Annotated in this window: 25 protein-coding genes and 1 riboswitch; of the genes, 17 read left to right on the forward strand and 8 right to left on the reverse strand. The window is 63.7% G+C overall.

The window, feature by feature from the left end; all coding sequences use genetic code 11:
- Positions 1 to 20: 20 nt before the first annotated feature.
- From ahcY to RS9916_RS11290, 3 genes are all read left to right on the forward strand, one after another.
- Positions 21 to 1,451, forward strand: coding sequence for an adenosylhomocysteinase (ahcY, locus tag RS9916_RS11280; RefSeq protein WP_007099547.1), 1,431 nt, complete (start codon positions 21 to 23; stop codon positions 1,449 to 1,451).
- A 97-nt stretch (positions 1,452 to 1,548) separates the two neighbouring features.
- Positions 1,549 to 3,099 (forward strand): glucosyltransferase domain-containing protein, encoded by a 1,551-nt coding sequence (locus RS9916_RS11285; RefSeq protein WP_156777533.1) that lies wholly within the window; start codon positions 1,549 to 1,551, stop codon positions 3,097 to 3,099.
- A 47-nt stretch (positions 3,100 to 3,146) separates the two neighbouring features.
- Positions 3,147 to 3,806: a DedA family protein gene (locus RS9916_RS11290; RefSeq protein ID WP_007099549.1), complete on the forward strand. Its 660-nt coding sequence runs from the start codon at positions 3,147 to 3,149 to the stop codon at positions 3,804 to 3,806.
- 43 nt (positions 3,807 to 3,849) lie between these two features.
- Here RS9916_RS11290 and RS9916_RS11295 read toward each other — a convergent pair whose 3' ends face one another.
- On the reverse strand, positions 3,850 to 4,248 hold the full coding sequence (locus RS9916_RS11295; protein WP_038024565.1) for a single-stranded DNA-binding protein: 399 nt from the start codon (positions 4,246 to 4,248) through the stop codon (positions 3,850 to 3,852).
- Between the two features lie 146 nt (positions 4,249 to 4,394).
- Here RS9916_RS11295 and RS9916_RS11300 point away from each other — a divergent pair, with 146 nt between their 5' ends.
- The 7 genes from RS9916_RS11300 (at position 4,395) to RS9916_RS11330 (ending at position 10,816) form a co-directional block, all read left to right on the forward strand.
- Positions 4,395 to 5,447 (forward strand): rod shape-determining protein, encoded by a 1,053-nt coding sequence (locus RS9916_RS11300; protein WP_007099551.1) that lies wholly within the window; start codon positions 4,395 to 4,397, stop codon positions 5,445 to 5,447.
- Positions 5,448 to 5,451: 4 nt separating this feature from the next.
- Positions 5,452 to 6,195, forward strand: coding sequence for a rod shape-determining protein MreC (mreC, locus tag RS9916_RS11305; protein WP_007099552.1), 744 nt, complete (start codon positions 5,452 to 5,454; stop codon positions 6,193 to 6,195).
- Positions 6,195 to 6,701, forward strand: a complete 507-nt coding sequence (locus RS9916_RS11310; protein WP_038023707.1) for a membrane protein — start codon at positions 6,195 to 6,197, stop codon at positions 6,699 to 6,701. The genes mreC and RS9916_RS11310 overlap by 1 nt, the downstream gene beginning before the upstream one ends.
- On the forward strand, positions 6,698 to 8,050 hold the full coding sequence (locus RS9916_RS11315; protein ID WP_007099554.1) for an ABC transporter substrate-binding protein: 1,353 nt from the start codon (positions 6,698 to 6,700) through the stop codon (positions 8,048 to 8,050). Before RS9916_RS11310 ends, RS9916_RS11315 begins: the two co-directional genes overlap by 4 nt.
- 92 nt (positions 8,051 to 8,142) lie before the next feature.
- A complete protein-coding gene (rpaB, locus tag RS9916_RS11320; RefSeq protein WP_050752336.1) occupies positions 8,143 to 8,955 on the forward strand; it encodes a response regulator transcription factor RpaB in 813 nt (270 codons plus the stop codon).
- 56 nt (positions 8,956 to 9,011) lie between these two features.
- Positions 9,012 to 10,505, forward strand: a complete 1,494-nt coding sequence (lysS, locus tag RS9916_RS11325) for a lysine--tRNA ligase (RefSeq protein ID WP_007099556.1) — start codon at positions 9,012 to 9,014, stop codon at positions 10,503 to 10,505.
- Positions 10,506 to 10,552: 47 nt separating this feature from the next.
- The gene (locus RS9916_RS11330) at positions 10,553 to 10,816 is read left to right on the forward strand and encodes a hypothetical protein (RefSeq protein WP_006042532.1); all 264 of its coding nucleotides are present in this window, start codon (positions 10,553 to 10,555) and stop codon (positions 10,814 to 10,816) included.
- A 20-nt stretch (positions 10,817 to 10,836) separates the two neighbouring features.
- Here RS9916_RS11330 and RS9916_RS11335 read toward each other — a convergent pair whose 3' ends face one another.
- The 4 genes from RS9916_RS11335 to egtB are packed head-to-tail and all read right to left on the reverse strand — an operon-like array spanning position 10,837 to position 13,742.
- A complete protein-coding gene (locus RS9916_RS11335) occupies positions 10,837 to 11,316 on the reverse strand; it encodes a hercynine metabolism protein (RefSeq protein WP_007099557.1) in 480 nt (159 codons plus the stop codon).
- On the reverse strand, positions 11,313 to 11,540 hold the full coding sequence (locus tag RS9916_RS11340; RefSeq protein WP_007099558.1) for a hercynine metabolism small protein: 228 nt from the start codon (positions 11,538 to 11,540) through the stop codon (positions 11,313 to 11,315). The genes RS9916_RS11335 and RS9916_RS11340 overlap by 4 nt, the downstream gene beginning before the upstream one ends.
- Before the next feature lie 25 nt (positions 11,541 to 11,565).
- On the reverse strand, positions 11,566 to 12,543 hold the full coding sequence (egtD, locus tag RS9916_RS11345; RefSeq protein ID WP_007099559.1) for an L-histidine N(alpha)-methyltransferase: 978 nt from the start codon (positions 12,541 to 12,543) through the stop codon (positions 11,566 to 11,568).
- A complete protein-coding gene (gene egtB / locus RS9916_RS11350; RefSeq protein WP_007099560.1) occupies positions 12,540 to 13,742 on the reverse strand; it encodes an ergothioneine biosynthesis protein EgtB in 1,203 nt (400 codons plus the stop codon). Before egtB ends, egtD begins: the two co-directional genes overlap by 4 nt.
- 99 nt (positions 13,743 to 13,841) lie before the next feature.
- Between egtB and RS9916_RS11355 the strand changes: the two genes are divergently transcribed.
- On the forward strand, positions 13,842 to 15,905 hold the full coding sequence (locus RS9916_RS11355; protein ID WP_007099561.1) for a protein kinase: 2,064 nt from the start codon (positions 13,842 to 13,844) through the stop codon (positions 15,903 to 15,905).
- Positions 15,906 to 15,956: 51 nt separating this feature from the next.
- Here RS9916_RS11355 and smpB read toward each other — a convergent pair whose 3' ends face one another.
- On the reverse strand, positions 15,957 to 16,457 hold the full coding sequence (smpB, locus tag RS9916_RS11360; protein WP_038024576.1) for an SsrA-binding protein SmpB: 501 nt from the start codon (positions 16,455 to 16,457) through the stop codon (positions 15,957 to 15,959).
- A gap of 83 nt (positions 16,458 to 16,540) precedes the next feature.
- Here smpB and ruvB point away from each other — a divergent pair, with 83 nt between their 5' ends.
- The 6 genes from ruvB to thiC all read left to right on the forward strand — a co-directional run bounded on the left by ruvB (position 16,541) and on the right by thiC (position 22,084).
- The gene (ruvB, locus tag RS9916_RS11365; RefSeq protein WP_038023711.1) at positions 16,541 to 17,671 is read left to right on the forward strand and encodes a Holliday junction branch migration DNA helicase RuvB; all 1,131 of its coding nucleotides are present in this window, start codon (positions 16,541 to 16,543) and stop codon (positions 17,669 to 17,671) included.
- A complete protein-coding gene (locus tag RS9916_RS11370) occupies positions 17,668 to 18,450 on the forward strand; it encodes a tetratricopeptide repeat protein (RefSeq protein WP_007099564.1) in 783 nt (260 codons plus the stop codon). Before ruvB ends, RS9916_RS11370 begins: the two co-directional genes overlap by 4 nt.
- Complete coding sequence (locus RS9916_RS11375) at positions 18,450 to 19,649, forward strand: amidohydrolase (RefSeq protein WP_007099565.1); 1,200 nt, start codon at positions 18,450 to 18,452, stop codon at positions 19,647 to 19,649. Before RS9916_RS11370 ends, RS9916_RS11375 begins: the two co-directional genes overlap by 1 nt.
- A complete protein-coding gene (locus RS9916_RS11380; protein ID WP_007099566.1) occupies positions 19,646 to 19,894 on the forward strand; it encodes a DUF3188 domain-containing protein in 249 nt (82 codons plus the stop codon). Before RS9916_RS11375 ends, RS9916_RS11380 begins: the two co-directional genes overlap by 4 nt.
- The gene (locus RS9916_RS11385) at positions 19,891 to 20,514 is read left to right on the forward strand and encodes a HEAT repeat domain-containing protein (protein WP_007099567.1); all 624 of its coding nucleotides are present in this window, start codon (positions 19,891 to 19,893) and stop codon (positions 20,512 to 20,514) included. The genes RS9916_RS11380 and RS9916_RS11385 overlap by 4 nt, the downstream gene beginning before the upstream one ends.
- A 23-nt stretch (positions 20,515 to 20,537) precedes the next feature.
- Positions 20,538 to 20,645: riboswitch (TPP riboswitch) on the forward strand.
- Positions 20,646 to 20,686: 41 nt separating this feature from the next.
- Positions 20,687 to 22,084, forward strand: coding sequence for a phosphomethylpyrimidine synthase ThiC (gene thiC / locus RS9916_RS11390; RefSeq protein ID WP_038024578.1), 1,398 nt, complete (start codon positions 20,687 to 20,689; stop codon positions 22,082 to 22,084).
- A gap of 290 nt (positions 22,085 to 22,374) precedes the next feature.
- Here the strand turns inward: thiC and tkt are convergent, their stop codons facing one another.
- Together tkt and fabF are read right to left on the reverse strand one after the other, a co-directional pair.
- Positions 22,375 to 24,384, reverse strand: coding sequence for a transketolase (gene tkt / locus RS9916_RS11395; protein WP_007099570.1), 2,010 nt, complete (start codon positions 24,382 to 24,384; stop codon positions 22,375 to 22,377).
- A gap of 88 nt (positions 24,385 to 24,472) precedes the next feature.
- Positions 24,473 to 25,720 (reverse strand): beta-ketoacyl-ACP synthase II, encoded by a 1,248-nt coding sequence (gene fabF / locus RS9916_RS11400; protein ID WP_007099571.1) that lies wholly within the window; start codon positions 25,718 to 25,720, stop codon positions 24,473 to 24,475.
- Positions 25,721 to 25,724 lie beyond the last annotated feature (4 nt).

Raw genomic sequence — 25,724 nt, forward strand, 5'->3', positions numbered from 1 at the left:
CCCAGGGAGCTTTCTTCATCATGGTGGCAACACCCACGGCAACGACCGGCCTGCAGGTCGCCGCTGACTACGTCATTGCGGATATCAACCAGGCCGATTTCGGTCGTAAGGAGCTGGATATCGCTGAGACCGAGATGCCCGGTCTGATGGCGCTGCGCCAGAAGTACGGCACCGACAAGCCGCTGAAGGGCGCCCGCATCGCCGGCTCCCTGCACATGACGATTCAGACCGCGGTTCTGATCGAGACCCTGGTTGAGCTGGGCGCTGATGTGCGCTGGGCGTCCTGCAACATCTTCTCCACTCAGGATCATGCGGCTGCAGCCATGGCAGCCCGTGGTGTGCCTGTGTTTGCCGTCAAGGGTGAAACCCTTGAGGAGTATTGGGACTACACCCACCGCATCCTCGAGTGGGGCGATGGTGGCTCACCCAACATGATTCTCGATGATGGCGGCGATGCCACCGGTCTGGTGATGCTGGGCAGCAAGGCCGAGCAGGACATCAGCGTGCTCGACAACCCTGGCAACGAAGAGGAGACCTTCCTGTTCGCTTCCATCAAGAAGAAGCTGGCTCAGGATCCCACCTTCTATTCACGCACTAAGGCTCAGATCCAGGGCGTGACCGAGGAGACCACCACGGGTGTGGCGCGTCTCTACAAGATGCAGAAGAGCGGTGAGCTGCCTTTCCCCGCCATCAACGTCAACGACTCGGTCACCAAGAGCAAGTTCGACAACCTCTACGGCTGCCGTGAGTCGCTGGTGGACAGCATCAAGCGCGCCACCGACGTGATGGTCGCCGGCAAGCAGGCCCTGGTGATCGGCTATGGCGATGTGGGTAAGGGTTCGGCCCAGTCCCTGCGTGGTCTGGGCGCCACCGTCTGCATCGCTGAGGTGGATCCGATCTGCGCCCTGCAGGCCGCCATGGAGGGCTACCGCGTTGTCCGTCTGGAAGACGTGGTTGAGGAGATGGACATCTTCGTGACCGCCACCGGCAACTACCAGGTGATCCGCAATGAGCATCTGGTGAAGATGAAGGACGAGGCGATCGTCTGCAACATCGGCCACTTCGACAACGAGATCGATGTCGCCTCTCTCAAGGACTACACGTGGGAGAACATCAAGCCCCAGGTTGATCACATCACCCTGCCCAGCGGCAACAACATCATCCTGCTGGCGGAAGGCCGCCTGGTGAACCTGGGTTGCGCCACTGGCCACCCCAGCTTCGTGATGAGCAACTCCTTCACCAACCAGGTGTTGGCTCAGATCGAGCTGTTCACCAAGGGCAATGAGTACGGCAAAGAGGTGTATGTGCTGCCCAAGCACCTCGATGAGATGGTGGCCCGCCTCCACCTCGGCCGCATTGGCGCCAAGCTCACCGAGCTCAGCAAGGATCAAGCCGACTACATCAACGTGCCGGTGGAAGGCCCCTACAAGCCCGACCACTACCGCTATTGATCACGGTGCCGTGAGGCGACGCTGCTCCGCCTCGCTTGCGTTTGTGGCCAGGTTGCTTCGGCAGCCTGGCTTTTTTGATGTGTCAGGGTTTGTGGCCATGGAACAACCCAGGGTCTGGTCTCAATGCAGCGACTGGGTCAAGGATCCAGACCTGCGCCGTCAGTGGTGGGCGGCGATGGTGGCTGGCCTTGCTGCCCTGTTCCCTCTGCTGATGTCGGTTGATCTGTACATCGATGACATCGCGCGTGCCATGGACGGCAGCCTGGGCTGGGTGCGGGTCGGTCGTCCCTTGGCCGATGCCTTGGTGGGGTGGCTGAACTTCGGACATCCGGTCACGGCGGTGGCTCCGCTGAACACCGTGGTGGCGATCGTGCTGCTCTCGGCTGTGGGGGTCGCCTGCGCCAGGGCTTATGGGATTCGCTCGCCGTTTTGGACAGCAATGGCGAGCTTGCCACTCATGGCTCAGCCCTACGCGCTTCAAGCCCTGTCCTACGGCTTCGATGCGGTGTTCATGGCCGCGGCTTTGGCCGCGGCTGTGGTTGCCGCTCTGCTCGTGAATGCCCAAGGCCGTTGGCGGCATGTGGCGGTGGCGTTGGTGCTGCAGCTGGTGGCCTTCAACCTCTACCAACCGGCGGCCAATGGCTTTCTGGTGATGACGGGTTGTCTGATCATTGCTGCATCGCTTGGCCTGCTGCATCCCACCTGGCAGCGGCAGTCGCTGCGCGCACGTCTGCTTGTCAGTGCCGCGGTGTATGGCGGCGGCTATGGTCTTTATCGCTTGCTGTTCGCCCTGTTCTTTGAACATCGTTTGAACCGCTATGCCAGCAGCGCTGCGGCGTTCAAACCACTGGATTGGCAGCTGCCATGGGCCTTACTCGGATCAGCGTTGGAGCCGATTCAGCAAGTGCTGCGCGACTTTGGTGCCTGGCCGGTGGTGTTGCCGCTGATCCTGCTGCTGCTCATCTACGCAGGGCTGCTGCGCGCCGTGTGCGGTTGGCGGACGATGGCTCGGGTGCTGGCGTTCAGCGTTGTGGTGTTGCTGCTGGCTCCCGGCGGCATGGTGTTGTTGCGGGAGTCGTTTGTGCGTCATCCCCGGGTGCTGTTGTATTTCGGCCCTCTGCTCACCAGCCTGATTCTTCAGATCCTGGTGCTGACGCGCTTGCAAGGTCGCCGGATCTGGCGCCTCGGTGTGCTGCCTTTGGTCTGGCTGATGGTGGTGGTCTCCTATGCCTATGGCCACGCTTTTGCGGCCCAAGTCAGCTTCGAACAGGGTCGTTTGTCGCGCATCGTGGCCGCGGCATCGACGTTGGCTGCGCGTGAGGATCAACCGCCGGCGCAATTCCTGATGGTGGAGGGCATCATGCCCCGTTCTCCCGTGCTCACAAACACGGTGCGCAAGTTCCCCGTGATTGATCGGTTGATTCCGCCTCTTTTGAATGGCAATCAAACCTTCAGCTTCAGTCAGTTGCGTCTTTACGGTCTCGCCCTGGAGAAGCGCCGGCCTGAGGATCTCAACGAGGGGTGGCCGAAGGGGTGTGATCCATCGCCGGATGCGATCTGCACCAGTGAGTTTTCTCTGCAGCGGGCCGGTGCTGACACCTTGGTGTTGCAGTTGGCCCCAGGGTCTGAGGTGCGCCCAGAGACCTGAACAGCTCGAGCAGTTGTGAAACACTAATTTCGTCTTTACAGGTCTCCATGGGACTGGCGGAACTGATCACCGAGCTGCCTGAGCTGATCAAACAGGCGGTTGCGGTGAATCCCCTGGCGGGCTATGCCGCGATCTTCACGGCCATGTTTCTGGAGAACCTGTTCCCGCCGATTCCCTCCGAGCTGATCATGCCGCTGGGGGGCTTTCTGGTGCAGCAAGGCGAGCTGCAGTTCATTCCCGTGGTGTTGGCCGGATTGCTGGGCACGGTGATCGGTGCCCTCCCCTGGTACGGCATCGGGCGGGTGATCAACGAAGAGCGCATTGAGCAATGGCTGGAACGCCATGGCCGTTGGATTGGCATCAGTCCGGCTGAGCTGGCCCGCAGCCGCCGGTGGTTCAACCGCTTCGGCACCGCCTTGGTCTTCTGGGGTCGCTTGGTGCCTGGCATCCGCACCCTGATCTCCGTGCCGGCCGGCATCGAGATGATGCCCTTCGCGCCCTTTCTGATCTGGACCACGGCCGGCAGTCTGATCTGGACCCTGCTGCTCACCCTGGCCGGATTCCTGATGGGGGAGAGCTACAGCTCCGTGGAGCTTTGGATTGAGCCGGTCTCGAAGGTGATCAAGGTGGGCCTGGTGGTCGCTCTGATTGCTGGGGTGATCTGGCTGGGTCTGCGCATCTGGCGCCGGCGCCAGTCGGCCGACTAAGCGTTGACCAAGGGGCTTGAGCAAGCCCCTTAGCCAAGGTCGTTCAGAACGGCACTTCTTCGTCGCTGGGAGCGCCGCCCCCGAAGCTGCCGCCGCCCCCGCCGCCATAGCCACCGCCTTCGTTGTCACGCTTGGAGCCCAGCAGCTCCAGGCGGTCGACACGCACCACAGGCTTGCTGCGCTCTTCACCGCTGTTGCGATCGGTCCAGCGGTCGAGTTTGTAGCTGCCAATGATCCCGAGCAGTGAGCCCTTTTTGACGTAGTCGGCGGCCACCTGAGCCTGTTTGCCCCAGATCTCCAGATTGAACCAGTCGGGTTCGTCGTCGCGGCTGCGGCGGTTCACGGCGATGGTCAGGTTGGCCACCATGCTTCCGGATTCGAAGTAGCGCACTTCGGGGTCGCGGCCGGCGCGGCCCACCAGGGTGACGGAATTGACGCCCATGGATTCCTCCTCTTCGTTGGTCAATGATGCGCCACGGGTTTCGTGGCTGCTTTCAAGGAGTTCCACCCTCTGGTCCGGATGTCTCAGAACGGGCCGAGTTCGGTCGCGAAAACGCAACTATGATTCGTCGACCTGAGCCTTTCTCCGTGCTTTTCCGTCGCTTCCAGCTGTCCCGCGACATCGGTATCGACCTGGGCACGGCGAATACCCTGATCTATGTCTCCGGCCGCGGCATCGTGCTGCAGGAGCCCTCGGTGGTGGCCCTCGATCTGGATCGGGGTGTGCCTCTGGCGGTAGGCGATGAAGCGAAATTGATGCTTGGTCGCACCCCCGGCAACATCAAGGCAGTGCGTCCCCTGCGCGATGGCGTGATTGCTGATTTCGACGCCGCTGAGCAGATGCTCAAAACCTTCATTCAGAAGGGCAATGAAGGGCGTGGCATCGTGGCGCCCCGCCTGGTGGTGGGCATCCCCAGTGGTGTCACCGGTGTGGAGCGGCGGGCCGTCCGCGAAGCAGGTCTGGCTGGTGCCCGCGAAGTGCACCTGATCGATGAGCCGGTGGCCGCCGCCATCGGTGCAGGCCTGCCGGTGACGGAGCCTGTGGGCACCATGATCGTCGATATCGGTGGCGGTACCACGGAAGTGGCGGTGCTCAGCCTCGGGGGCACGGTGTTGAGTGAGTCGGTGCGGGTGGCCGGCGATGAGATCAGCGACTCCATCGGGGTCTATCTCAAAAAGGTGCACAACCTGGTGGTGGGCGAGCGCACTGCGGAAGACATCAAGATCCGGATCGGGTCGGCCTTTCCGGACAACGAGTTCGATCAAACGGTGATGGACGTGCGCGGCTTGCACCTGTTGTCGGGCCTCCCCCGCACGATTCAGCTGCAGGCTGGTGATCTGCGGGAAGCCATCGCTGAGCCCCTCAACGTGATCGTTGAGGCGGTCAAGCGCACCCTGGAACGCACGCCCCCCGAACTGGCTGCCGACATCGTGGATCGCGGCATCATGCTGGCCGGCGGTGGCGCGTTGGTGCGCGGGATCAGCGACCTGATCAGCCACGAAACCGGAATCTTCACCCACATCGCTGAGGATCCTCTGCTCTGCGTGGTGAACGGTTGTGGTCAGGTCCTGGAGGACTACAAGCGTATGCAGCGGGTGCTTGACACCCCTGAATACGTCCGCAACACCGTGACGGCCTGATCCCATGGGCGCCTCCCAGTGGCCAGCAGGTTCCCGTTGGCGGGGGGGGCGCCGCCTTTGGCCGTGGTTGGGTTTGCTTGCCGTCTTGGCCCTGGTGCGCTGGAGCAAGGGCGCAGGCTTTCTTGATGCGTATGCCTTGCTGAGCCGTCCGTTCTGGCCCGGTTCGGCGCAGAAGGAGTGGCTGCAGTCCGCTGGTTCCTTGGAACAGAAGGCCCAGCTTGAGCTGCTACAGCAAGACAACGCCCGTTTGCGCAAGCTGCTGGAGCTCAATCGTCAGACCGCCCAGGGACAGGTGGCTGCGGCGGTGATCTCCCGCAACGCTGCGGCCTGGTGGGAACAGCTGGAGCTGGGCAAGGGATCGTTGGATGGCATTGCCAAAGGCGATGGCGTGATTGGTCCGGGAGGGTTGATCGGCCGGATTCAGAGCGCAACTCCCACCACAGCCCGGGTTCGCCTGCTCACGGCTCCGGGCAGTCAGATCGGGGTCTGGGTTCCGCGCACCCGACAGCACGCCCTGCTGGTGGGGGTTGGAACGGCACGGCCCCTGCTGCGATTTATCGATAAAGACGTGAAAGTGCACGCCGGTGATCTGGTCAGCACCTCCCCTGCCAGCACCCTGTTGCCGCCGAATTTGCCGGTGGCCGTGATTCAGTCGATCAACAGCCGTGCGGTGCCTGCTCCGGAAGGAATCGTGCAATTGATTGCATCGCCTGAGGCGGTCGATTGGGTGCAGGTGCAGACCCGCTGATGGCTCGTTTGCATGCCCAGCCCGTCTGTCTGGTGTCCGCGTTGGCCGTGCCATTTCTCACGCTGGCGCAGCCCACATGGCTGACCCTCTCTGGCGTGGCGCCCAGCTGGGTGGTGTTGTGGCTGCTCCCCTGGTCGCTGGTGGATGGACCGGTGTCGGGAGTGATCGCGGCCGCGGCCATGGGGTTGGTGCTCGATGGCTTCGGCAGTGACGGTCTGACGCAGTTGCCGGCTCTGGTGCTGCTCGGTTGGTGGTGGGGCCGTTTGGGGCGCCGTGGCCGGCCGATCCAACGCAGTCTCAACCTGGGTTTGCTGGCCTGGATCGGCGCCATGGTGGTGGGCCTGAGCTTCTGGCTGCAGTTGCGTCTGGTGCAGGGGCTTGATGCTCCTTTGCTGCAGCACTGGGCCTGGCACCTCTGTCTGGCTCAAGCGCTGATCACCGGGCTGTTGGCACCCCTGTTGGTGTCGTTGCAGATGTTGGTGTGGCGCCGTCGTGCGCCGGGATGACCAGTGACGATGAAGGCATGACAAGGGTGACGGGCCTGCAACGGCGCAAGCGCTTCCGGCGTGTGCTCACCGCCATTGCGCTGGCGGGGTCTGCTGTGCTGGCAGTCGGTTGCAGGACGCAACCGGCGGGAGATCAGCCGCTTCAGCTCTGGACCCTGGCGCTCGCCCCCAAGTTCAATACCTACATGGATGGGGTGGTCCAGTCGTGGACTGCCGATCATCCCGAGGAGCCGGTGCGGTGGACGGATCTTCCCTGGGGGTCGGTGGAGCGCAAGTTGCTGGCGGCGGTGTTTGCCCGCACGGCTCCTGATGTGGTCAACCTCAATCCCCCCTTTGCTGCCAATCTCGCCAGCAAAGGGGGATTAACGGATCTCACTCCCCTACTGCCAGAGGGTGCGGCCGAGCGTTATCTCCCGTCGGTTTGGCAGGCCTCCCGGGATCCCCAGGCCGGGCAGATCGCTGTGCCCTGGTATCTCACCGTGCGCTTGAACCTGGTGAATCAGCAGTTGCTTCAGCAGGCGGGGGTGCAGGGGCCGCCGCGGCGCTGGCGCGACGTGCCGGCTTTCGCCAAGAGGATCCGGGAGCGCACGGGCCGCTACGCCTTGTTTGTGACGGTGGTTCCGGATGACTCCGCAGAGTTGCTGGAGTCGATGGTGCAGATGGGCGTGACGCTGCTGGATGGCAAGCAGCGCGCTGCGTTCGCCACGCCTGAGGGGCGTCAGGCCTTTGCCTTTTGGGTGGATCTGTACCGCCAGGGCCTGTTGCCCCGAGAAGTGATCAGTCAGGGCCAGAACAGAGCTGTGGAGCTTTATCAGAGCGGTGAGTTGGCTCTGCTCGCGAAAGGTCCGGAGTTTCTCACCAGAATCCAGACCAATGCCCCTCAGGTGGCGGCGGCCACGGCGTCTCATCCGCCCCTGGCTGGGGCCGACGGCACGGCCAATGTCGCCTTGATGACCTTGGCGGTGCCGCGCCAGAGCAGTCGCCCGCGTGAGGCCCTGGCTTTGGCGTTGTTCCTCACCAACGGGCCCAACCAGGCCCGCTTCGTGCGCGAGGCGCCGGTGCTGCCCTCATCGTTAGAGGCTCTCGCCCAAGTGCGTGCTGAACTCTCGGCAGAGCGGCCCACAACCCCTCAGGCCGTGCAGCTGCGTCAGGCCCGTTTGCTGTCGTTGGACACGCTGGAAAGGGCCAGGGTGCTGGTTCCTTCCACCCCGGGGATCAAGCGCCTCCAGAGCATCATTTACACCCAGTTGCAGCGGGCGATGCTGGGTCAGATCAGCAGTGATCAGGCGGTGAACGAGGCGGCGCGCGAGTGGAACCGTTACGCGGCAGCACGCTGGCCAGATTCTTAAGACAACCGGAAGCCTCGGGCGGCGCTGGAGCGTCAGGCCCGGTTTTTTCTTCGCCGGCGGGTATGGTTGCCTTTCTTCATCTGCGCGGACGCATGCCCGACACCGGGTCGCCCAACCAGAATCGCCGCGGCGCGGAGGAGTCTCAGGCTCCTGAGGCGCCCAAGGCAACCATCCTTGTGGTCGACGACGAGCCCGCTGTTCGTCGCGTTCTGGTGATGCGTCTGCAGTTGGCCGGGTATCGGGTCATTTGCGCAGAAGACGGCGAACAGGCCCTGGAGGTCTTTCACAGCGAGTCGCCCGATCTGGTGGTGCTCGACGTGATGCTCCCCAAAATGGATGGCTTCGCGGTCTGCCGGCGGCTTCGGGCTGAGTCCTGTGTGCCGATCATTTTCCTGTCGGCTCTCGAAGCGATTTCCGAGCGGGTCGCCGGACTTGATCTCGGCGCCGATGACTATCTCCCTAAACCCTTCAGCCCCAAGGAGCTCGAGGCGCGTATCGCTTCAATCCTGCGGCGTGTGGGTCGTGGTTCCGCCACCGCCGAGCCCCGCGAAATACCCGTTGGTCAAGGCGTGCTTCGCGTCGGCGATCTGGTGGTGGACACCAATCGCCGTCAGGTCACCCGCGGCACCGATCGCATTTCCCTCACCTACACCGAATTCAGCCTTCTCGAGTTGCTGTTCCGTGAGCCCGGGCGGGTGGTCCCTAGGGCCGAAATCCTCGAGCAGCTCTGGGGTTATCCCCCGCGTCGTGCGGCGGACCTGCGGGTGGTGGATGTCTATGTCGCCCGACTGCGCGGCAAGCTCGAGCCCGACCCCCGCAACCCCGAGTTGATCCTCACGGTCAGAGGAATTGGCTATGCCTCCCAGCGCATGGGTGACCTTCCTCAGGCGGCAGCCAACGGTTGATGGCCTGAGGAAGGTTCTGCCGTCGGGCAAGATGGCGCCCGACTGACTGCATTGCTGTGTCCGAGCTGCGCGACACCCGTCTGGAGAAGGCGCAAGCCCTTCAAGACCTGGGCCAGGGTCCCTATGCGCTCGGCTTCGAGCCAAGCCACCGCATGGCGGCGCTGCAGGAGGCCCATGCGGATCTCCCCAATGGTGAGGAGCGCGATGTTCCCGTCGCTGTGGCTGGACGGGTGATGACCCGGCGGGTGATGGGCAAGCTGGCGTTCTTCACCTTGGCCGATGAAACCGGCACGATCCAGCTGTTCCTGGAGAAGGCGGGCCTTGAGGCCCAGCAGGAGGGTTGGTTCAAGCAGATCACGTCGCTGGTCGACAGCGGTGACTGGTTGGGTGTGAGCGGCACCTTGCGGCGCACCGATCGCGGTGAACTCTCCGTGAAGGTGAGCGATTGGCGCATGCTCAGCAAGTCGCTGCAGCCGCTGCCCGACAAGTGGCATGGCCTGGCTGATGTGGAGAAGCGCTACCGCCAGCGTTACCTCGATCTGGTGGTGTCCCCTGACACCCGGGAGACCTTCCGCCGCCGTGCCCGTCTCGTGAGCGGCATTCGCCGTTGGCTGGATGAACGGGATTTTCTTGAGATTGAAACCCCTGTGCTGCAAAGCGAGCCCGGTGGTGCTGACGCCAGACCGTTTGAAACCCATCACAACGCTCTGGATCTGCCGCTCACGCTCCGGATTGCGACGGAACTCCATCTCAAGCGCTTGGTGGTGGGTGGCTTTGAGCGGGTGTATGAACTCGGTCGAATTTTCCGTAATGAGGGAGTCAGCACCCGCCACAACCCTGAATTCACCTCAGTCGAGATTTATCAGGCCTACAGCGATTACATCGGCATGATGGAGCTGACCGAGCAGATGGTCGCTGCGGTCTGCCAGGAGGTGTGCGGCAGCACCAAGATCACCTACCAGGGCACGGAGGTGGATCTCACCCCCCCTTGGCGGCGGGCCACGATGCACGAGTTGGTGGAGGACGCTACGGGTCTCGACTTCAACGGGTTCAGCAGCCGGGATGAGGCTGCTGCAGCCATGACCGCCAAGGGTCTGCATGTGCCCGAACTGGCGGACTCCGTGGGCCGGTTGCTGAATGAGGCCTTTGAACAGGCCGTGGAATCGACCCTGATTCAGCCCACCTTTGTCACCGACTATCCGGTGGAGATCTCCCCACTGGCCCGTCCTCATCGCAGCAAGCCCGGGCTGGTCGAGCGTTTTGAATTGTTCATCGTTGGCCGCGAGCATGCCAATGCCTTCAGTGAGCTGATCGATCCGGTGGATCAGCGTCAGCGTCTGGAGGCACAACAGGCCCGCAAGGCGGCTGGTGATTTGGAGGCTCAGGGCCTTGATGAGGACTTCGTCAATGCCCTGGAAGTGGGCATGCCGCCCACCGGAGGCTTGGGGATCGGCATTGATCGCTTGGTGATGCTGCTGACCGACAGTCCCTCGATTCGCGACGTGATTGCCTTCCCGCTGTTGCGTCCTGAGAGCCGTGTTGAGGCTTGATTCCCCTCAACATGTATAATTAGTGTCAGTGGCATTGTCCTCTTCCCATGAGTGGTGAGCGCGTAGGTTTCCGCTTTAAGCACGCCGATGCGGTGGTCAAGCGCAATCCCCAGGGGCGCTCGCGCCGCGGATGGGTGATGGAGCCGGTGGAGCAAACCACCAGCCGAGGCACGAAAATGCCCGCTTATCGCATCCGCTGGCGCGATAGTGAGCGTCCCGAGATCGTGCTTCAGCACATGCTGATTGCTGATCCCGATCCCACGCCTCCACCCGAGAACGTCAGCCTCGAGCCCCCCGCTCCGAAGGCCTGATCACAGTGTTGTCTTGAAGGTCAGCTGAGGCCGTGTTGGCGTCTCAGCTCCTCCAGCTCTTGTTGTGCTTCAAACAAAGCCCAGTCCTGGTCGAGTGATCGACCGGCACTGGGTTTTTTGCTGTTCGCGGCCAACGTGGCCAGTTCCTCCTCCACGGCGCGAAAGCGTCCCCCCAGGCCATCAAGCTCCCCCCAGAGCTGACGCCCCTGATCCATCAGGCTCTGCACATGCTGCTCGGCCCGCACCGCCAGCTCCTGGGCCCCAGCACTTCTGGCCCGTTGGCTGCGGGCGGTCCAGTCACGCACCTCAGTTGCCAGCGTCAGTAGTTGCCTGCGCAGGTCCCTGGCGTCATCTTGGAGCTGCCGGCGCCGCTGTTCCAGGCTGTGTTGCCGGTCGCGCAGATGTTGGTCCCGCAGCAGGAGGTCCTGGTGGGGATTGGCGCGCAGGAACGCATCGAGCCGTTGCTCCAGGCTGCGTTCCAGATCATCCAGCCAGCTCATGCTTGGCCCGGTGTGGTGATTACAGGCTTTTCGATTTCCTCCTGCAGAGGGGTGATGGCCGCTTCGCGGGAGCGCAGCATCAGTTGGGTCAGGCGCGCCACGGCGCCTTCGCCAAGGTCAAGTTGGCCGATGCGTTCAAACGCATCCATGTACACCGTTTCCAGTTCGTTGATTAGTTGTTCCCGCTGAGCCTTGATGGTTTGACGGCGGTGTTCCAGTCCCATGGCGGCGCTGCAGCGGTGGATGGTCTCAGTCTGCCGGCACCAGCAGATGGAGGGAAAGAGTGTCGTCGGGATCATGCCAGCGCTGCACCCAGCGCCATCCGGCCGTGGCGGCCAGTTCTTGGGCCATGGCGGGGCTGTATTTGAGGCTGTATTCGGTCACCAGGGGTTCGCCGGTTTGGAAGTTCCAGCGTTGGTCAGCGATCTGCACGTCTTGATCGCAACAGCTCACCAGGGCCATTTCCACCCGGCTCTGATCGGGTTGCCAGCGGGCGCGGTAGCGGAACTGCGCTGGATTGAAATCGGCGTTCAGTTCGCGCTTGAGCCGCTGCAGGAGATTGCCGGCGAAGGCAGCGGAGACCCCTGCGGCATCGTCGTAGGCCGCCTCCAGGACCGGGGCGGGCTTGGGATGGTCCAGTCCCAGTAGCAACGGACCTCCCGCGAGCAGGGTGCGGAAGCGCTTGAGCAGCGTGATGGCGTCTTGGCGGCTGAAGTTGCCCAGGGAACTGCCGGGGAAGAATCCCAGGCGACGTTGGCCTTCCAGCAGGGGATGGGCAGGTAAGGCGTCGAGCTGGCTGTGGTCACAGCAGATGCCCAGCATCGGCACCTTGGGATGCTGCTCCTGCAACGCCTGGGTGGCGTGGCGCAGGTGATCGGTGCTGATGTCGAGTGCCACGTAGGCGTCTGGTGTCAGGGCCTTGAGCAGGGGGCCCACCTTGCGGGCGCTGCCGGCGCCGAATTCCACGATCACTCCAGGGCCGAGGGTGGTGGCCATGGCCTCCGCCTCTTGCTCGAGCAGGGCGATTTCGGTGCGGGTCAATTGGTATTCGGGCTGCTCGCAGATCTGGTCGAACAGGCGTGAGCCCTCAGCGTCGTAGAGGAACCAGGCGGGCAGTTGCTTGGGCTGGCTGTTGAGCCCCTGTTCCACCAGCCGTTGCATGTCGGCGGCGGGGGGGTGCAGGTCGATCAGGTCGGCCTGCAGGGATGAGGTGGAGGTGGTGGTCATCGGGCCAGGCGCACGCCGGCTGCCATCCAGCGGCAGGCCGGGGCAAAGAAGTTGCGGTAGGTGAGGCGGGCATGGCCTGCCGGCGTGAGTTGGCTGCTGCCGCGCAGCACAAATTGAGAGGTCATGAACTTGCCGTTGTATTCGCCGACAGCGCCTGCGGTGGGCTGAAAGCCGGGGTAGGGGCGGTAGGGGCTGGAGGTCCACTGCCAGAGAACGCCGTAGGCCTGATCGAGCGCTTCGCGATGGGTGGCAGCGGCCACTTCCCATTCCGCTTCGCTGGGCAGGCGGCTTCCGGCCCAGCGGGCGTAGGCATCGGCTTCGAACCAGCTCAGATGTCGCACTGGTTGCTGCAGGTCGAGGGGTTGGCGGCCGGCGAGGCTGAACTCCCAGGCCCAGGGGGCTTCGGGGTGCTCACGGCGCCAGTAGCGCGGGGCTTGCCAGCCTTGCTCTTGGCGTTGCGCCCAGCCTTCACTCATCCACAGCTCGGGTCGGCTGTAGCCCCCATCGCTGATGAACTCCAGGTAGTCACGGTTGCGCACCAGGGCACTGGCCAGGGAAAAAGGCTCGAGCCAGACCCGGTGGCGCGGCCCCTCATTGTCGAAATGGAAGCCAGTGGCGGGATCGCTGGCCTCCGAGCCGATCTCCACCAGGCCACCGGGATGGGAGAGCCACTGGCAGGGGCTGGCGGGGTCGGCCGTCGCGGCTGGTGGCCACTGCGGGTCGTAGCTGGGTTCCAGAGGCTGACGGCTGAAGCCATCGAGCACATCCATCAACAGCAATTCCTGATGCTGTTGTTCGTGCTGCAGCCCCAGTTCGATCAGGCCGCTCCACCGAGGGTCCTCATCCCCGCCAAGCAGCGTCTCCAGCGAGGCGTTCACCCGCTGGCGCCATTCGCTCACCTCCGCCATCGGTGGCCTGCTGAGCAGGCCGCGTTGCGGTCTGGGTTGGCGCGGGCCCACCGCCTCGTAATAGGAGTTGAACAGATAACCCCAACGTTGATCCGCGTTGCGGTGAGCCGGCAGGAACGGCTGCAACACAAAGGTTTCAAAGAACCAGGTGGTGTGGGCCAAATGCCACTTGGGAGGGCTGGCATCTGCCATTCCCTGAAGGCAGAGGTCCTCCGGTTCCAGCGGGGCGATGAGCGCTTCGCTCTGCTGCCGCACCGACAGCAACCGTTGCAGCAGGGTGCTGGAAGGCATGGATCCGGTGCGCTGCGCTCGACCCTAAGGGCCAGGCGCCAGGCCTGTAGACCCCTACAGGGGCCGGTGTGGGCCTGACACTGCCCCTAGCATCGGCCCATGCCAGGAGAGGTGATCGTGATCGGGTCTGTGCTCGCGCAGCGCTACCGCATCGATCAGCAGCTCGCGACTGGGCAGGCTGGGCAGGGGGTGCTTCCCCAGGGGCAGCTCTGGCGAGGATCTGACCTGCTGGCGTCGGATGCTCCGGTGGCCTTGCGCCAGTTGCAGGACCCGGAGTCCCAGGCCCGTTTCCGTCAACTCTGGCCGTCGATGCAGGCCGTTCTCCATCCTCAGATTCCCCGCTTTGGGGGCTTGCTGGAGGAGGACGGGGCTCTTTGGTTGGTGCGCGAATGGCAGCAGGGCACACCCTTTGATCAGATCCAGCAGCAGCGCGTCGAGCGCCAGCTGGTGTTTGGCGCCGGTGAAGTGCTGTTGCTTCTGCGCCAGTTGCTGCCGGCTCTTGCTGTCTTGCATGCCAATGGCCTGGTGCACGGTGATCTGAACCCCAGCAATCTCTTGCGTCGGGATCAGGACGGACTGCCCCTGCTGCTCGATTTCGGGCTGTTGCAACGCCAGGGGGAGAAGCCGATCCCAGGTGCCACTGCGGGTTTTGCTTCGCAGGCCCAGGGACGTCTCGAAGCCGCTGCGGCCTGGATGGACCTGCATGCCCTTGGGGTGACGGCCTTGGTGCTGTTGAGCGGCAGCCGGCCTGAGCAACTCCTGGATGCGCAGGCAGGGGCCTGGGTGATCCCCGAAGGACTTGATCTGGATGCGTCGTTTCGAGAGGTCCTGGGTCGCCTGCTCAGCGAGCGTCCTGAGGAGCGGTTTGAGCAAGCCAGCGCAGCTTTGGAGGCTTTGCGTGGTGTGGTGATGCCGGAGTCCACCGGCCCGATCGCCCGTGCGGAACGCACCCTGGTGCTGGCCCCTGCAGCACCACAGCCGGATCTTCCTCGTTGGGACGACGGTGTGTCCGAGGCGGGTGGAGCTCCAGGGGCGTCGCAGTCCGCAGCCAAAGCATCGCCCTCTCGCGTGCGGCCCACGGAGCAGGAGCGCCGCCAGGCCGCTGAGGGTCGCCTTTGGCCTGTGGTGGGTGCCTTGCTGGCTTCTGCTCTGGTGGGCACGGCGATTGGTTGGTTCTTGCTGACTCGCGGTCAGGCGCCGGGCACCGCGCCTTCAACGGATCGAGACCTGGCCGGGCGGTCGCCGCAGGCCAGCCTGCCGCCGGCGGAGGTGGATCAGCGTCAGCAGCTGCTCAGCCGGTTGCGGGCCTTGCAGGTGGACCGCAGCTGGTTCCTCAGCCTGGTGGATTCCAGCCTCCTGTCCCGTTACCCCGAGCGGAACGGGCGGTTGCCAGGGGATGGTCTGGAGGATGCGCCGTTGCGCAGGGTTTGGCATGAATTGGCGGAGGAATGGCTGGCTCGCGTTGAACAGTTGCCTCCCGCTTTGCGGTCTCGTCTGGGTCGCTTGAAGGACGCTGATTGGCGCAAGCAGCGGGATTTGCTCACGCAGCAGGGAGTGGATCTCCGGGTGGTGGAGCAGTTGGTGACCGCTTCGGCTCAGTCCTTGCTGCCTGGCGTGGCGACAGGGTCCAAGCCGCCGGAGCCCTACCGGCAGCTCTGGTTTGCAGCGGCCATGCGCAGCCTGGAGGAGGTGCGTATTGAAACCCTCTCGGCGCGTCCTCAGCAGGCCACCGTGCTGTCCAGCCGGGTGCAGGCCGGTGGAGCCCGTTTGATCACCATCAACGTGCCCAAGGGGCGCCGCCTGGTGCTGGGCATTAACGGCACGCCCTTGATGCAGATGACCGTTTACGGGGCCAAGGGTGATGTGATGGCGGAGCGTGGTCCGTTGCGGGTGGTGACTTTGCCGCTGGATGCGGGCACGCCGGTCCAGGTGTTGGTGACCAATGAAGGGGTGTCTTCTGGCGTGATCACCCTGTCGTGCCGTGCTGATCGTCCGGCACCGAAGCCTCTGCCTCCGGTCGATCCCAATCCTTTGCCAGACCCGGCCACCGGCGTGCTGGGCCCTGCTGAGGTGCTGCCGGAGCCTCCGGGCCCGCGTCCCGCGGGTGCGCCTGATCCAGAGCCTGCAGAGGCGGGCGGCCCTGATGCTCCGCCCCAACCCTGAACGGGGGACTGGGGCGCCGAAGGCACGTCGCCGTGCATATTGCGTCTCTATTTAGTAGCGAGACAGTGCTGCTCTTGTTTCTTTCTTGGTCTGCTTTTCTTTCTCGGCGGCCCGTTTGTCGTGCAGTTTTCGGCCTTTGCACAGGCCGATGGTCAGTTTGATCCAGGACCCTTTGAGGTGCAGGTTGAGGGGTACAAGGGTCAGTCCCTTCTGATCCAGTTCAATGCGCAGCTTGTTGATTTCCTTGCGGTGGGCCAGCAGTCGCCGCACACGCAAGGGGTCGTGGTTGAAGTAGCTGCCGGCGTGGGTGTGGGGTGAGATGTGCACGTTGTGCAGTTGCATCTGCCCGTTGCGGATCAGGCAGAACCCATCCCGCAGGTTGGTTTGTCCTGCCCGCACCGATTTCACTTCCGTGCCAAGCAGCTCGACCCCCGTTTCCAGGGTCTCGAGAATGTCGTACTGATGGCGGGCGAAGCGGTTGTCCGCCAGGATTCTCGGCTTGTCTTTGTCGTCTTTTCCGCCGTTGCCCCTGCGGCCCGGGCCCTTTGCCATGACGCTGTGCTGCTGGCGCTCCTGAACCGAGCCTAGTGGGGACTGGCCTCCCATCCACCCGTTGCGCTCGGTACGCTCAACCCATGGCGATTGAGTCCTCCGCGGCCAGAACGCAGCGGGTCCGCAAGGACTCGCCCGCTCCTTCAGGGTCTGCTGCGCGGCCATCGCCCTTGCTGTCGCCCGAACCTTCGGCCCAGGAGAGTGCCAGTCCCCGTGAAGATGGGCTGCGGCCGCGGCGACTGAACGACTACATCGGTCAGCGCGAGCTCAAGCAGGTTCTGGGGATTGCCGTTCAAGCCGCCAGCGCCCGCGGTGATGCCCTCGATCACGTGCTTCTCTATGGCCCTCCCGGGCTCGGCAAGACCACCATGGCGCTGGTGTTGGCCGAAGAGCTGGGGGTGACCTGCCGGATCACCAGTGCGCCAGCCCTCGAACGCCCCCGCGACATCGTTGGTCTGTTGGTGAATCTGCAGCCACGGGAACTGCTGTTTATCGATGAGATTCACCGGCTCACCCGGGTCGCGGAGGAGCTGCTCTATCCGGCGATGGAAGATCGCCGTCTTGATCTCACCGTGGGCAAGGGCAGCACGGCGCGCACCCGCACCTTGGATCTGCCTCCCTTCACGCTGGTCGGTGCCACCACTCGGGCGGGATCGCTTAGTTCGCCGCTGCGGGATCGTTTTGGCCTGATCCAGCGCCTCGAGTTTTACGGCCAGGAGGATCTCGAAGCGATTGTGGAGCGGGCTGCCGGCTTGCTCGGCTTGAAGCTGTCGCCTCAGGGCTGCACCGAAATCGCACGGCGTTGCCGGGGCACGCCGCGGATTGCCAATCGCCTGCTGCGGCGGGTGCGCGATGTGGCCAGCGTGCGGGGGGCAGCCTCAGGTGATCCCGTCGAGGCGACGGTGATTGATGCCGAGCTGGTGGATGAAGCCCTCAGCCTGCATCGGGTGGATGGCCGTGGCCTGGATGCCAGTGATCGCCGCCTGCTGGAGCTGTTGCTTCAGGGGCATGGCGGTGGGCCGGTGGGTCTCGACACCCTTGCAGCGGCCCTCGGTGAAGATTCCACCACTCTGGAAACTGTGGTGGAGCCCTATCTGTTGCAGCTCGGTTTCCTGCAGCGCACGCCCCGTGGCCGCGTCGTCACTGCTGCCGGTCGGCGCCATCTTGGTTGGCCTGTCGATGGAGATCCCGCATCGGGCCAGGAGGTGGCATGACGCGTCTGTGGGCTCTTGTGCTGGTGCTGCTCATGGCCTGGGGTGCGGTTCCTCGCCCTGTCTTCGCGACGCCTGGACTCGATCAGGCCCTGTTTGACCAAGCCCTTCAGGCCAGCCGCAACGGTGACATCGCCGAAGCACTGCCGCTTTGGAATCGGTATCTCGATGCTCATCCAGGTGATGCAGCGGCCCTGAGCAACCGCGGCAATGTGCGCCTGGTGTTGGGGGATGCCGAGGGAGCGATCCGTGATCAGAGCCGCTCGCTCGAGCTGTCACCAGACGAGATTGATCCCCATCTGAACCGCGGAACGGCGGAGGAAGCGCTGCAGCAATGGGATGCAGCGGCTGCCGATTACGACTGGATCCTGGAGCGCGATCCCGCTGAAGCGTCCGCCCTCTACAACCTCGGCAATGTGCGTGGATCCCAGCAAGACTGGACGATGGCTGCTGATCTCTACAACCATGCCGCCCTGGCCAGACCAGGATTTGCCATGGCCCGTTCCAGCGAAGCGATGGCGCGCTACCAACTGGAGCAGTTCGAGCAGGCTGAACGGGAGTTGCGCAATCTGATCCGCCGCTATCCGATGTTTGCTGATGCCCGTGCCGGTTTGAGTGCGCTGCTGTGGAAACAGGGCCAGGGGGGAGAAGCGGAAAGTCATTGGGCCGCGGCATCGGGTCTCGACCCTCGCTATCGCCAGGCCGACTGGCTGCTGTCGGTGCGGCGCTGGCCGCCTGGTCCCACCGCCGACCTGATGGCGTTTCTGGATCTGAAGTCTTGATGAGCGTCACGCCCTGCTGGCAACCGGCTCTGGAGAGGGATTTGCCCGGTTTGCTGGAGCTCCGCCGCCATCTGCATGCCCACCCTGAGCTCAGCGGTGAGGAGCACCAGACTGCAGCGCTGGTGGCCGGAGAACTGCGCCAGCAAGGGTGGCAGGTCCGGGAAGCGGTGGGCCGTACGGGCGTGGTGGCGGATCTTGGCCCTGTGCAAGGGGCCCGCGTTGGTCTTCGGGTGGACATGGATGCCCTGCCGGTGGAGGAGCACACCGATCTGCCCTACGCCTCCCGTCGTCAGGGGGTGATGCATGCCTGTGGTCATGACCTGCACACCTGCATCGGTCTCGGAGTGGCCCGGATGCTGGCGGTGCAGCATGCCGAGACTCCCCTGCAGCGCGGCGTGCGGCTGTTGTTCCAGCCGGCCGAAGAGCTGGCAACGGGTGCTCGCTGGATGCGTGACGACGGTGCTCTGGACGGTCTCAGCGCTCTCTATGGGGTGCATGTCTTCCCGTCGCTGATGGTGGGCACCGTGGGAGTGCGCAGCGGCAGCCTCACGGCTGCGGCGGGCGAGTTGTCGATTGAGGTGATTGGTGAGGGAGGCCATGGGGCCCGGCCCCATCAGTCGGTGGATGCGATCTGGATTGCATCCCGCGTGGTCACGGGGCTGCAGGAAGCGATCAGCCGCCGGCTGGATGCCCTTCACCCGGTGGTGGTGAGCTTCGGGCGCATTGAAGGAGGTCGCGCGTTCAACGTGATTGCTGATCGGGTTTCGTTGCTGGGCACCCTGCGCTGCCTCGATGGCGAGCTGCATGAACGCCTGCCGGGCTGGATTGAGGAGACCGTGAAGGCGATCTGCGCCAGCTTCGGGGCCACCGCTGAGGTCCGCTACCGCTGCATCGCGCCACCGGTGCTCAACGATCCCGCCCTGACCGAGCTGTTGGAGCGTTGCGCCATCGACGAGCTGGGGAAGGCTCAGGTGTTGCGGCTCGATCAACCGTCCCTGGGTGCCGAGGATTTCGCCGAACTGGTCCAGACCATTCCCGGCAGCATGTTCCGCCTTGGAGTCGCAGGGCCTGAGGGTTGTGCACCGCTGCATAACGGTCGCTTTTGCCCGGATGAAGCCAGCCTGGGGGTGGGCATTCGGGTGCTCACGGCCACCTTGTTGGCGTGGATGGGGGAGCCGGCCCAGGAGCCATCGTCATGAGCCGGCCGCGCTACCCCGTCGGTCATGTTTGGTTGTCGTTGGCTGCGCCGCTGCTCACCGTGCTGGGCCTGGTGGCGTTGCTGCAGCGCCAGGGCAACGATCGGCTTCAGGCTTTGCCTGCCATCCTGGTGGGCATCGGTCTGGTGATCAGTGCGGTGGTGGGTCGCCGCCGGCGCCGCCGCCGCTTGCTGCTGGCCCTGCGCAGCACGGCGACCGAGCGTCCCGACTCTCAGCCCCCGCGATGACCTCCATGCCCGAGTCCCAGCCGTTGCCTGACCCTGAGGCGCTGAGGGAAGCGATTGGTTCAGGGGATCCCATGCGGGCCTTGCCGTCCCTGGCTCGGCTGCGGGAATTCCCATCCACCGACGATGACGCCTTGGTGGTGCCCTTGTTGATCTTGGGCAGTGAGCAGTCAGCCTTTGTGGTGCGCTCCCTCAGTTGCAGTGGTCTGGGCATGCGCCGCAATGAGCAGGGTTGGGCTGTGTTGACCCGGTTGGTGTCTGCGGATGAGGACGCCAATGTGCGCGCGGAAGCCGCCAATGCCCTGGCCAGTTTTGGGGTGGAGCGCTCCTGGACCTTGCTGCGCGAGCGCTTTGTCGTTGATGACGCCTGGCTGGTGCGCTGCAGCATCCTGTCGGCCTTCGCCGAGGACCCGTCGATCAACCCGGCCTGGTTGTTGGACCTGGCGCAGCTGGCGATCAACGATGGCGATGGCACCGTTCGGGTGGGTGGCGCTGAAATCCTGGGGCGCCTGGTCCATGACAGCGCTCCCCAGGCGGCCGAGGCCCGCGCTTTGCTGCAGGAGTTGCAGCGGGACGGGGATCACCGGGTGGTGGCTGCTGCCCTGAATGGGTTGCAGAGCTGAGCAGGCGGCGCTTGCTAGGTTTTACGTACCACTAGGGGTGCCAGTTTCGTTGCTTTAACGGCCTGGCTGAGATCACACCCTCCGCACCTGATCCGGGTCATGCCGGCGCAGGGAAGTGACCAAGCGTGATCACCGGCCTGCCGGCCCCTGGGCGTCCCATCGCTCTTGTCTCATGCGTGCTTCCTGGGTGTCGGCTCGAAAGGGTCAGGCCAATGTGTCCCAGATGCATTACGCCCGTCAGGGCCTGATTACCGAGGAAATGGCCCATGTGGCCAAGCGCGAGAACCTCCCTGAGTCGCTGATCATGGAGGAGGTTGCTCGGGGACGGATGATCATCCCCGCCAACATCAACCACACCAACCTGGAGCCGATGGCGATCGGCATTGCCAGCAAGTGCAAGGTGAACGCCAACATCGGTGCGTCGCCCAATGCGTCCGATGCAGCTGAGGAAGTCAAGAAGCTGCAGCTGGCCGTCAAATACGGTGCCGACACCGTGATGGATCTCTCCACCGGTGGCGTCAACCTCGATGAGGTGCGCACGGCGATCATCAATGCGTCCCCTGTGCCCATCGGCACGGTGCCCGTCTATCAGGCCCTTGAGAGCGTGCATGGCTCGATTGAGCGCCTCTCGGAAGACGACTTCCTGCACATCATCGAGAAGCACTGCCAGCAAGGCGTCGATTATCAGACCATCCACGCGGGTCTGCTGATTGAGCACCTGCCCAAGGTGAAGGGCCGCATCACCGGCATTGTGAGCCGGGGTGGCGGCATCCTGGCTCAGTGGATGCTGTATCACCACAAGCAGAACCCGCTGTACACGCGCTTCGACGACATCTGCGAGATCTTCAAGCGCTACGACTGCACCTTCTCGCTGGGTGACTCCCTGCGCCCTGGTTGTCAGCATGATGCTTCGGACGCTGCCCAGTTGGCCGAATTGCACACCCTCGGGGAACTGACCCGTCGCGCTTGGCAGCACGACGTGCAGGTGATGGTGGAAGGTCCGGGTCACGTGCCCCTCGATCAGATCGAGTTCAACGTCAAGAAGCAGATGGAGGAGTGCAGCGAGGCACCCTTCTATGTGCTCGGTCCTTTGGTCACCGATATCGCCCCGGGTTATGACCACATCACCTCAGCGATTGGTGCGGCCATGGCCGGTTGGCACGGCACCGCGATGCTCTGCTACGTGACCCCCAAGGAGCACCTCGGTCTGCCCAATGCAGACGACGTGCGTGAAGGCTTGATCGCGTACAAAATCGCGGCCCATGCCGCAGACATTGCTCGTCACCGTCCTGGTGCACGCGATCGCGATGATGAGCTCAGCCGTGCCCGTTACAACTTCGACTGGAACAAGCAGTTCGAGTTGTCCTTGGATCCCGAGCGAGCCAAGGAATATCACGACGAAACCCTGCCGGCTGACATCTACAAGCAGGCCGAGTTCTGCTCCATGTGCGGACCCAAGCACTGCCCGATGCAGACCAAGATCACCGATGCCGATCTTGAAGGCCTCGAGGATGTGCTCAAGGCCCAGGGTGCCGCTGAGTTCACTGCGGTGAAGCAGGACAAGGCTTGATCCTCAGCCCTCAGGAGGCTTCAGCTCAAACGTCTTCACCCCCGGTGTCACCACCGGGGGTTTTTTGATGGCGAGGACTGCACTGATGGTTCTCATGTCTTGTGTGCAGCCCCGCGTCTGGATTGCGTGAGGGCCTGTCATTGGGCTGGATGAGCCCTGGGGCGGATGGGCTTTGCGCTTTCAGTGCTCCCGTGAACCCTTGGCAGCACGTTGCCGAAACAGGTTGTAGCCATGAAAAAAGCCCTCCCGAAGGAGGGCTGAAGCATTCAACAGAACGCGGGTGTGTGGGCTCAGCCCAGCAGTGCCTTGGACTTGGCCACCACGTTGTCGACAGTGAAGCCAAACTTCTCCATGCAGACGCCGCCGGGGGCGGAAGCACCAAAGCGGTTCATGGTCACGCTGTCGCCATCGAGGCCGATGAAACGGTGCCAACCGAAGGCTTCTGCTGCTTCCACCACGATGCGCTTGCGCACGGCGGAGGGGAGCACCTGCTCCTTGTAGGCGTCGCTTTGCTCGTCGAACAGCTCCACACAGGGCATGGACACCACGCGCACTTTCTTGCCTTCAGCGCTCAGCTGCTTGGCAGCCTGGACGCAGAGGTCGAGTTCGGTGCCGGTACCGATCAGGATCAGCTCAGGGGTGCCCTCGCAGTCTTCGAGGATGTAGCCGCCGAAGGCCACTTTCTCGATCGAGGAGTTGGCCTGGTTGACCATTCCCTGACGGCTGAGGCACAGAGCGCTGGGGCGTTTGCGGTTCTCAATCGCCAGCTTGTAGGAACCGCTGGTTTCGTTGCCGTCGCCCGGGCGGAACACCAGCATGTTGGGCATCGCCCGTAGGGAGGGGATGGTCTCGATCGGCTGGTGGGTGGGGCCGTCTTCGCCCACGCCGATGGAGTCGTGGGTGAGCACGTAGATCACGCCCAGTTCGCTCAGCGCCGAGAGGCGCATGGAGCCGCGCATGTAATCGGCGAAGACCAGGAACGTGCCGCCGTAGGGGATCAGACCGCTGTTGTGGTACGCGATGCCGTTGAGGATCGCGGCCATGGCGTGCTCGCGCACACCGAAGTGCAGATAGCGCTTGTCGGGGCTGTCGGCCTGGAAGGAACCGGTCTCGCCCTTGATGTCGGTGTAGTTGGAGTGGGTGAGGTCAGCGGAGCCGCCAATCAGTTCGGGCAGGTTGGGGCCCAGAGCACCCAGACAGATCTGGGAGTGCTTACGAGTGGCTAAGCCGCCATCTTCAGGGGTGTAGGTGGGGAGATCCTTGTCCCAGCCCTCAGGCAGTTCGCCGCGCAGCATGCGCTCGAACAGTGCTGCTTCAGCGGGGTACTGCGTGCGGTAGGTGGCCAGGGTCTGGTTCCACTCGGCCTCGAGGCTGGCGCCGCGCTCGATGGCTTGGCGGAACTGGTCGTAGGCCTCCTGGGGCACCTCGAAGGGGCCGTAGTTCCAGTTGAGCTGCTGACGGGTCAGAGCGGTTTCGTCATCACCCAGAGGAGCACCGTGCACACCGGCGGTGTCGCTCTTGTTGGGGGAGCCGTAGCCGATGGTGGTGGTCACCTTGATGATCGAAGGCTTGTCGGTGACAGCCTTGGCGGCCTCAATCGCCTTGGCGATGGCATCTACATCAGTGTTGCCATCGGCCACGTGCTGAACATGCCAGCCATAGGCCTCGTAGCGCTTGAGAACGTCCTCGGTAAAGGAGACGTCGGTGCGCCCATCAATGGTGATGTTGTTGTCGTCGTAGAGGGCGATCAGCTTGCCCAGCTTCAGGTGACCAGCGAGGGAGGCAGCTTCCGACGACACACCTTCTTGGTTGCAGCCGTCACCCATCACCACATACGTGTAGTGGTCGACGAGGTTGGCGTCGGGCTTGTTGAACTTGGCGGCCAGGTGGGCTTCAGCGATAGCCAGACCAACGGCGTTGGAGATGCCAGCGCCGAGAGGGCCGGTAGTCACTTCGACACCAGGTGTCTCAAAGGTTTCGGGGTGACCGGGTGCCTTGGAGCCCCACTGGCGGAAGGTCTTGATGTCGTCGATGGTCACCGAGTCGTACCCGGTGAGGTGGAGCAGTGCGTACAGCAGCATGCAGCCATGGCCGGCCGACAGCACGAAGCGGTCACGGTTGAACCACTTGGGGTTCTTGGGGTTGTGCTTCAGGAACTTGTCCCACAGCGCGTAGCCCATGGGTGCGCAGCCCATCGGGAGGCCGGGGTGGCCGCTCTTGGACTTGTTGATGGCGTCAACGGCCAGCATGCGGATGCTGTTGACGCAGAGCGTGTCGATGGATGCGGGCGCGGCGACCATGGCGTTGTGATGAAAAAGCGGTAAAAGATGTCGTCAGTCTGAAACAACGCGGTCAGCGGCCATGGAAGGCACGCTGATCGCTGCAGATTCAGGCCATGCGACGGAAGGCGAGGCAGACGTTGTGGCCGCCGAAGCCGAAGGAGTTGGACAGCACAGTGCCCAGTTTGAGCTCACGGGCCTGGTTGGGCACGACATCCAGATCACAGTCGGGATCGGGATTGCTGTGGTTGATGGTGGGAGGCACGACGCCGTTCTGCAGAGCCAGAACACAGGCCACAGCTTCAATGCCGCCAGAACCACCCAAGAGGTGACCGGTCATCGACTTGGTCGAACTGACTGCAATCTCCAAGGCCCTGGATCCGAGGGCGCTCTTGATAGCAGAGGTTTCGTTCTTGTCGTTGGCGGGGGTACTGGTGCCGTGGGCGTTGACGTAGTCGACGCTGTCAGCACTGATCTGGCCGTCCTCGAGGGCGAGGCGAATGGCGGCGGCGCCACCAACACCCCCTGGTGTTGGTGCGGTGATGTGGTGCGCATCGCAGGTGGTGCCGTAGCCGACCACTTCGGCCAAGATCGTGGCGCCACGGGCTTCCGCATGGGCCAGGGTCTCGAGCACGAGCACACCGGCGCCCTCGCCGATCACAAATCCATCGCGCTCCTTGTCGAACGGACGGCTTGCGGTGGCAGGGTCGTCGTTGCGGAATGACAGGGCCTTGGCACTGGCAAAACCGGCAACGCCAAGAGGCGTGATGGCGGATTCGGCTCCGCCGCAGACCATCACGTCAGCTTTGCCCAACTGCAGCAGTCGGAATGCATCGCCGATGGCATTGGAGCCGGCAGCGCAGGCGGTGGCCACAGCTGAACTGGGGCCTTTGGCACCCAAAGCAATCGCCGCGAGGCCTGTGGCCATGTTCGGGATCATCATCGGCACCGTGAACGGGCTCACCCGTCCAGGGCCTTTGCCTTCCAGCACGTGGGCTTGGGTCTCCATGGTGAGCAAGCCACCCACGCCGGAACCGATGCTGACGCCGATGCGATCCGCGTTGGCGTCGGTGATCGCTAGCCCGGCATCGGCCACGGCTTGCTTGGCCGCAACGACACCGAACTTGCAAAACCGATCCCAGCGTTTCGCTTCCTTGGCTTCGAGAAAGCCAGTGGGGTCAAAATCCTTGACCTCTGCGGCGAAGCGACAGGCGTGGGCAGAGGCATCAAACAGGGTGATTCCTGCGACGCCATTGCGACCTGAGCTGAGACCGTCCCAGTAGTCGGAGACGGTATTGCCAATTGGTGTCACCGCGCCGAGGCCGGTGACCACGACGCGTTGAAGACCCTCCACCATGCCG

The organism is Synechococcus sp. RS9916 (assembly GCF_000153825.1).
In the GTDB taxonomy this organism is placed as follows: domain Bacteria; phylum Cyanobacteriota; class Cyanobacteriia; order PCC-6307; family Cyanobiaceae; genus Synechococcus_C.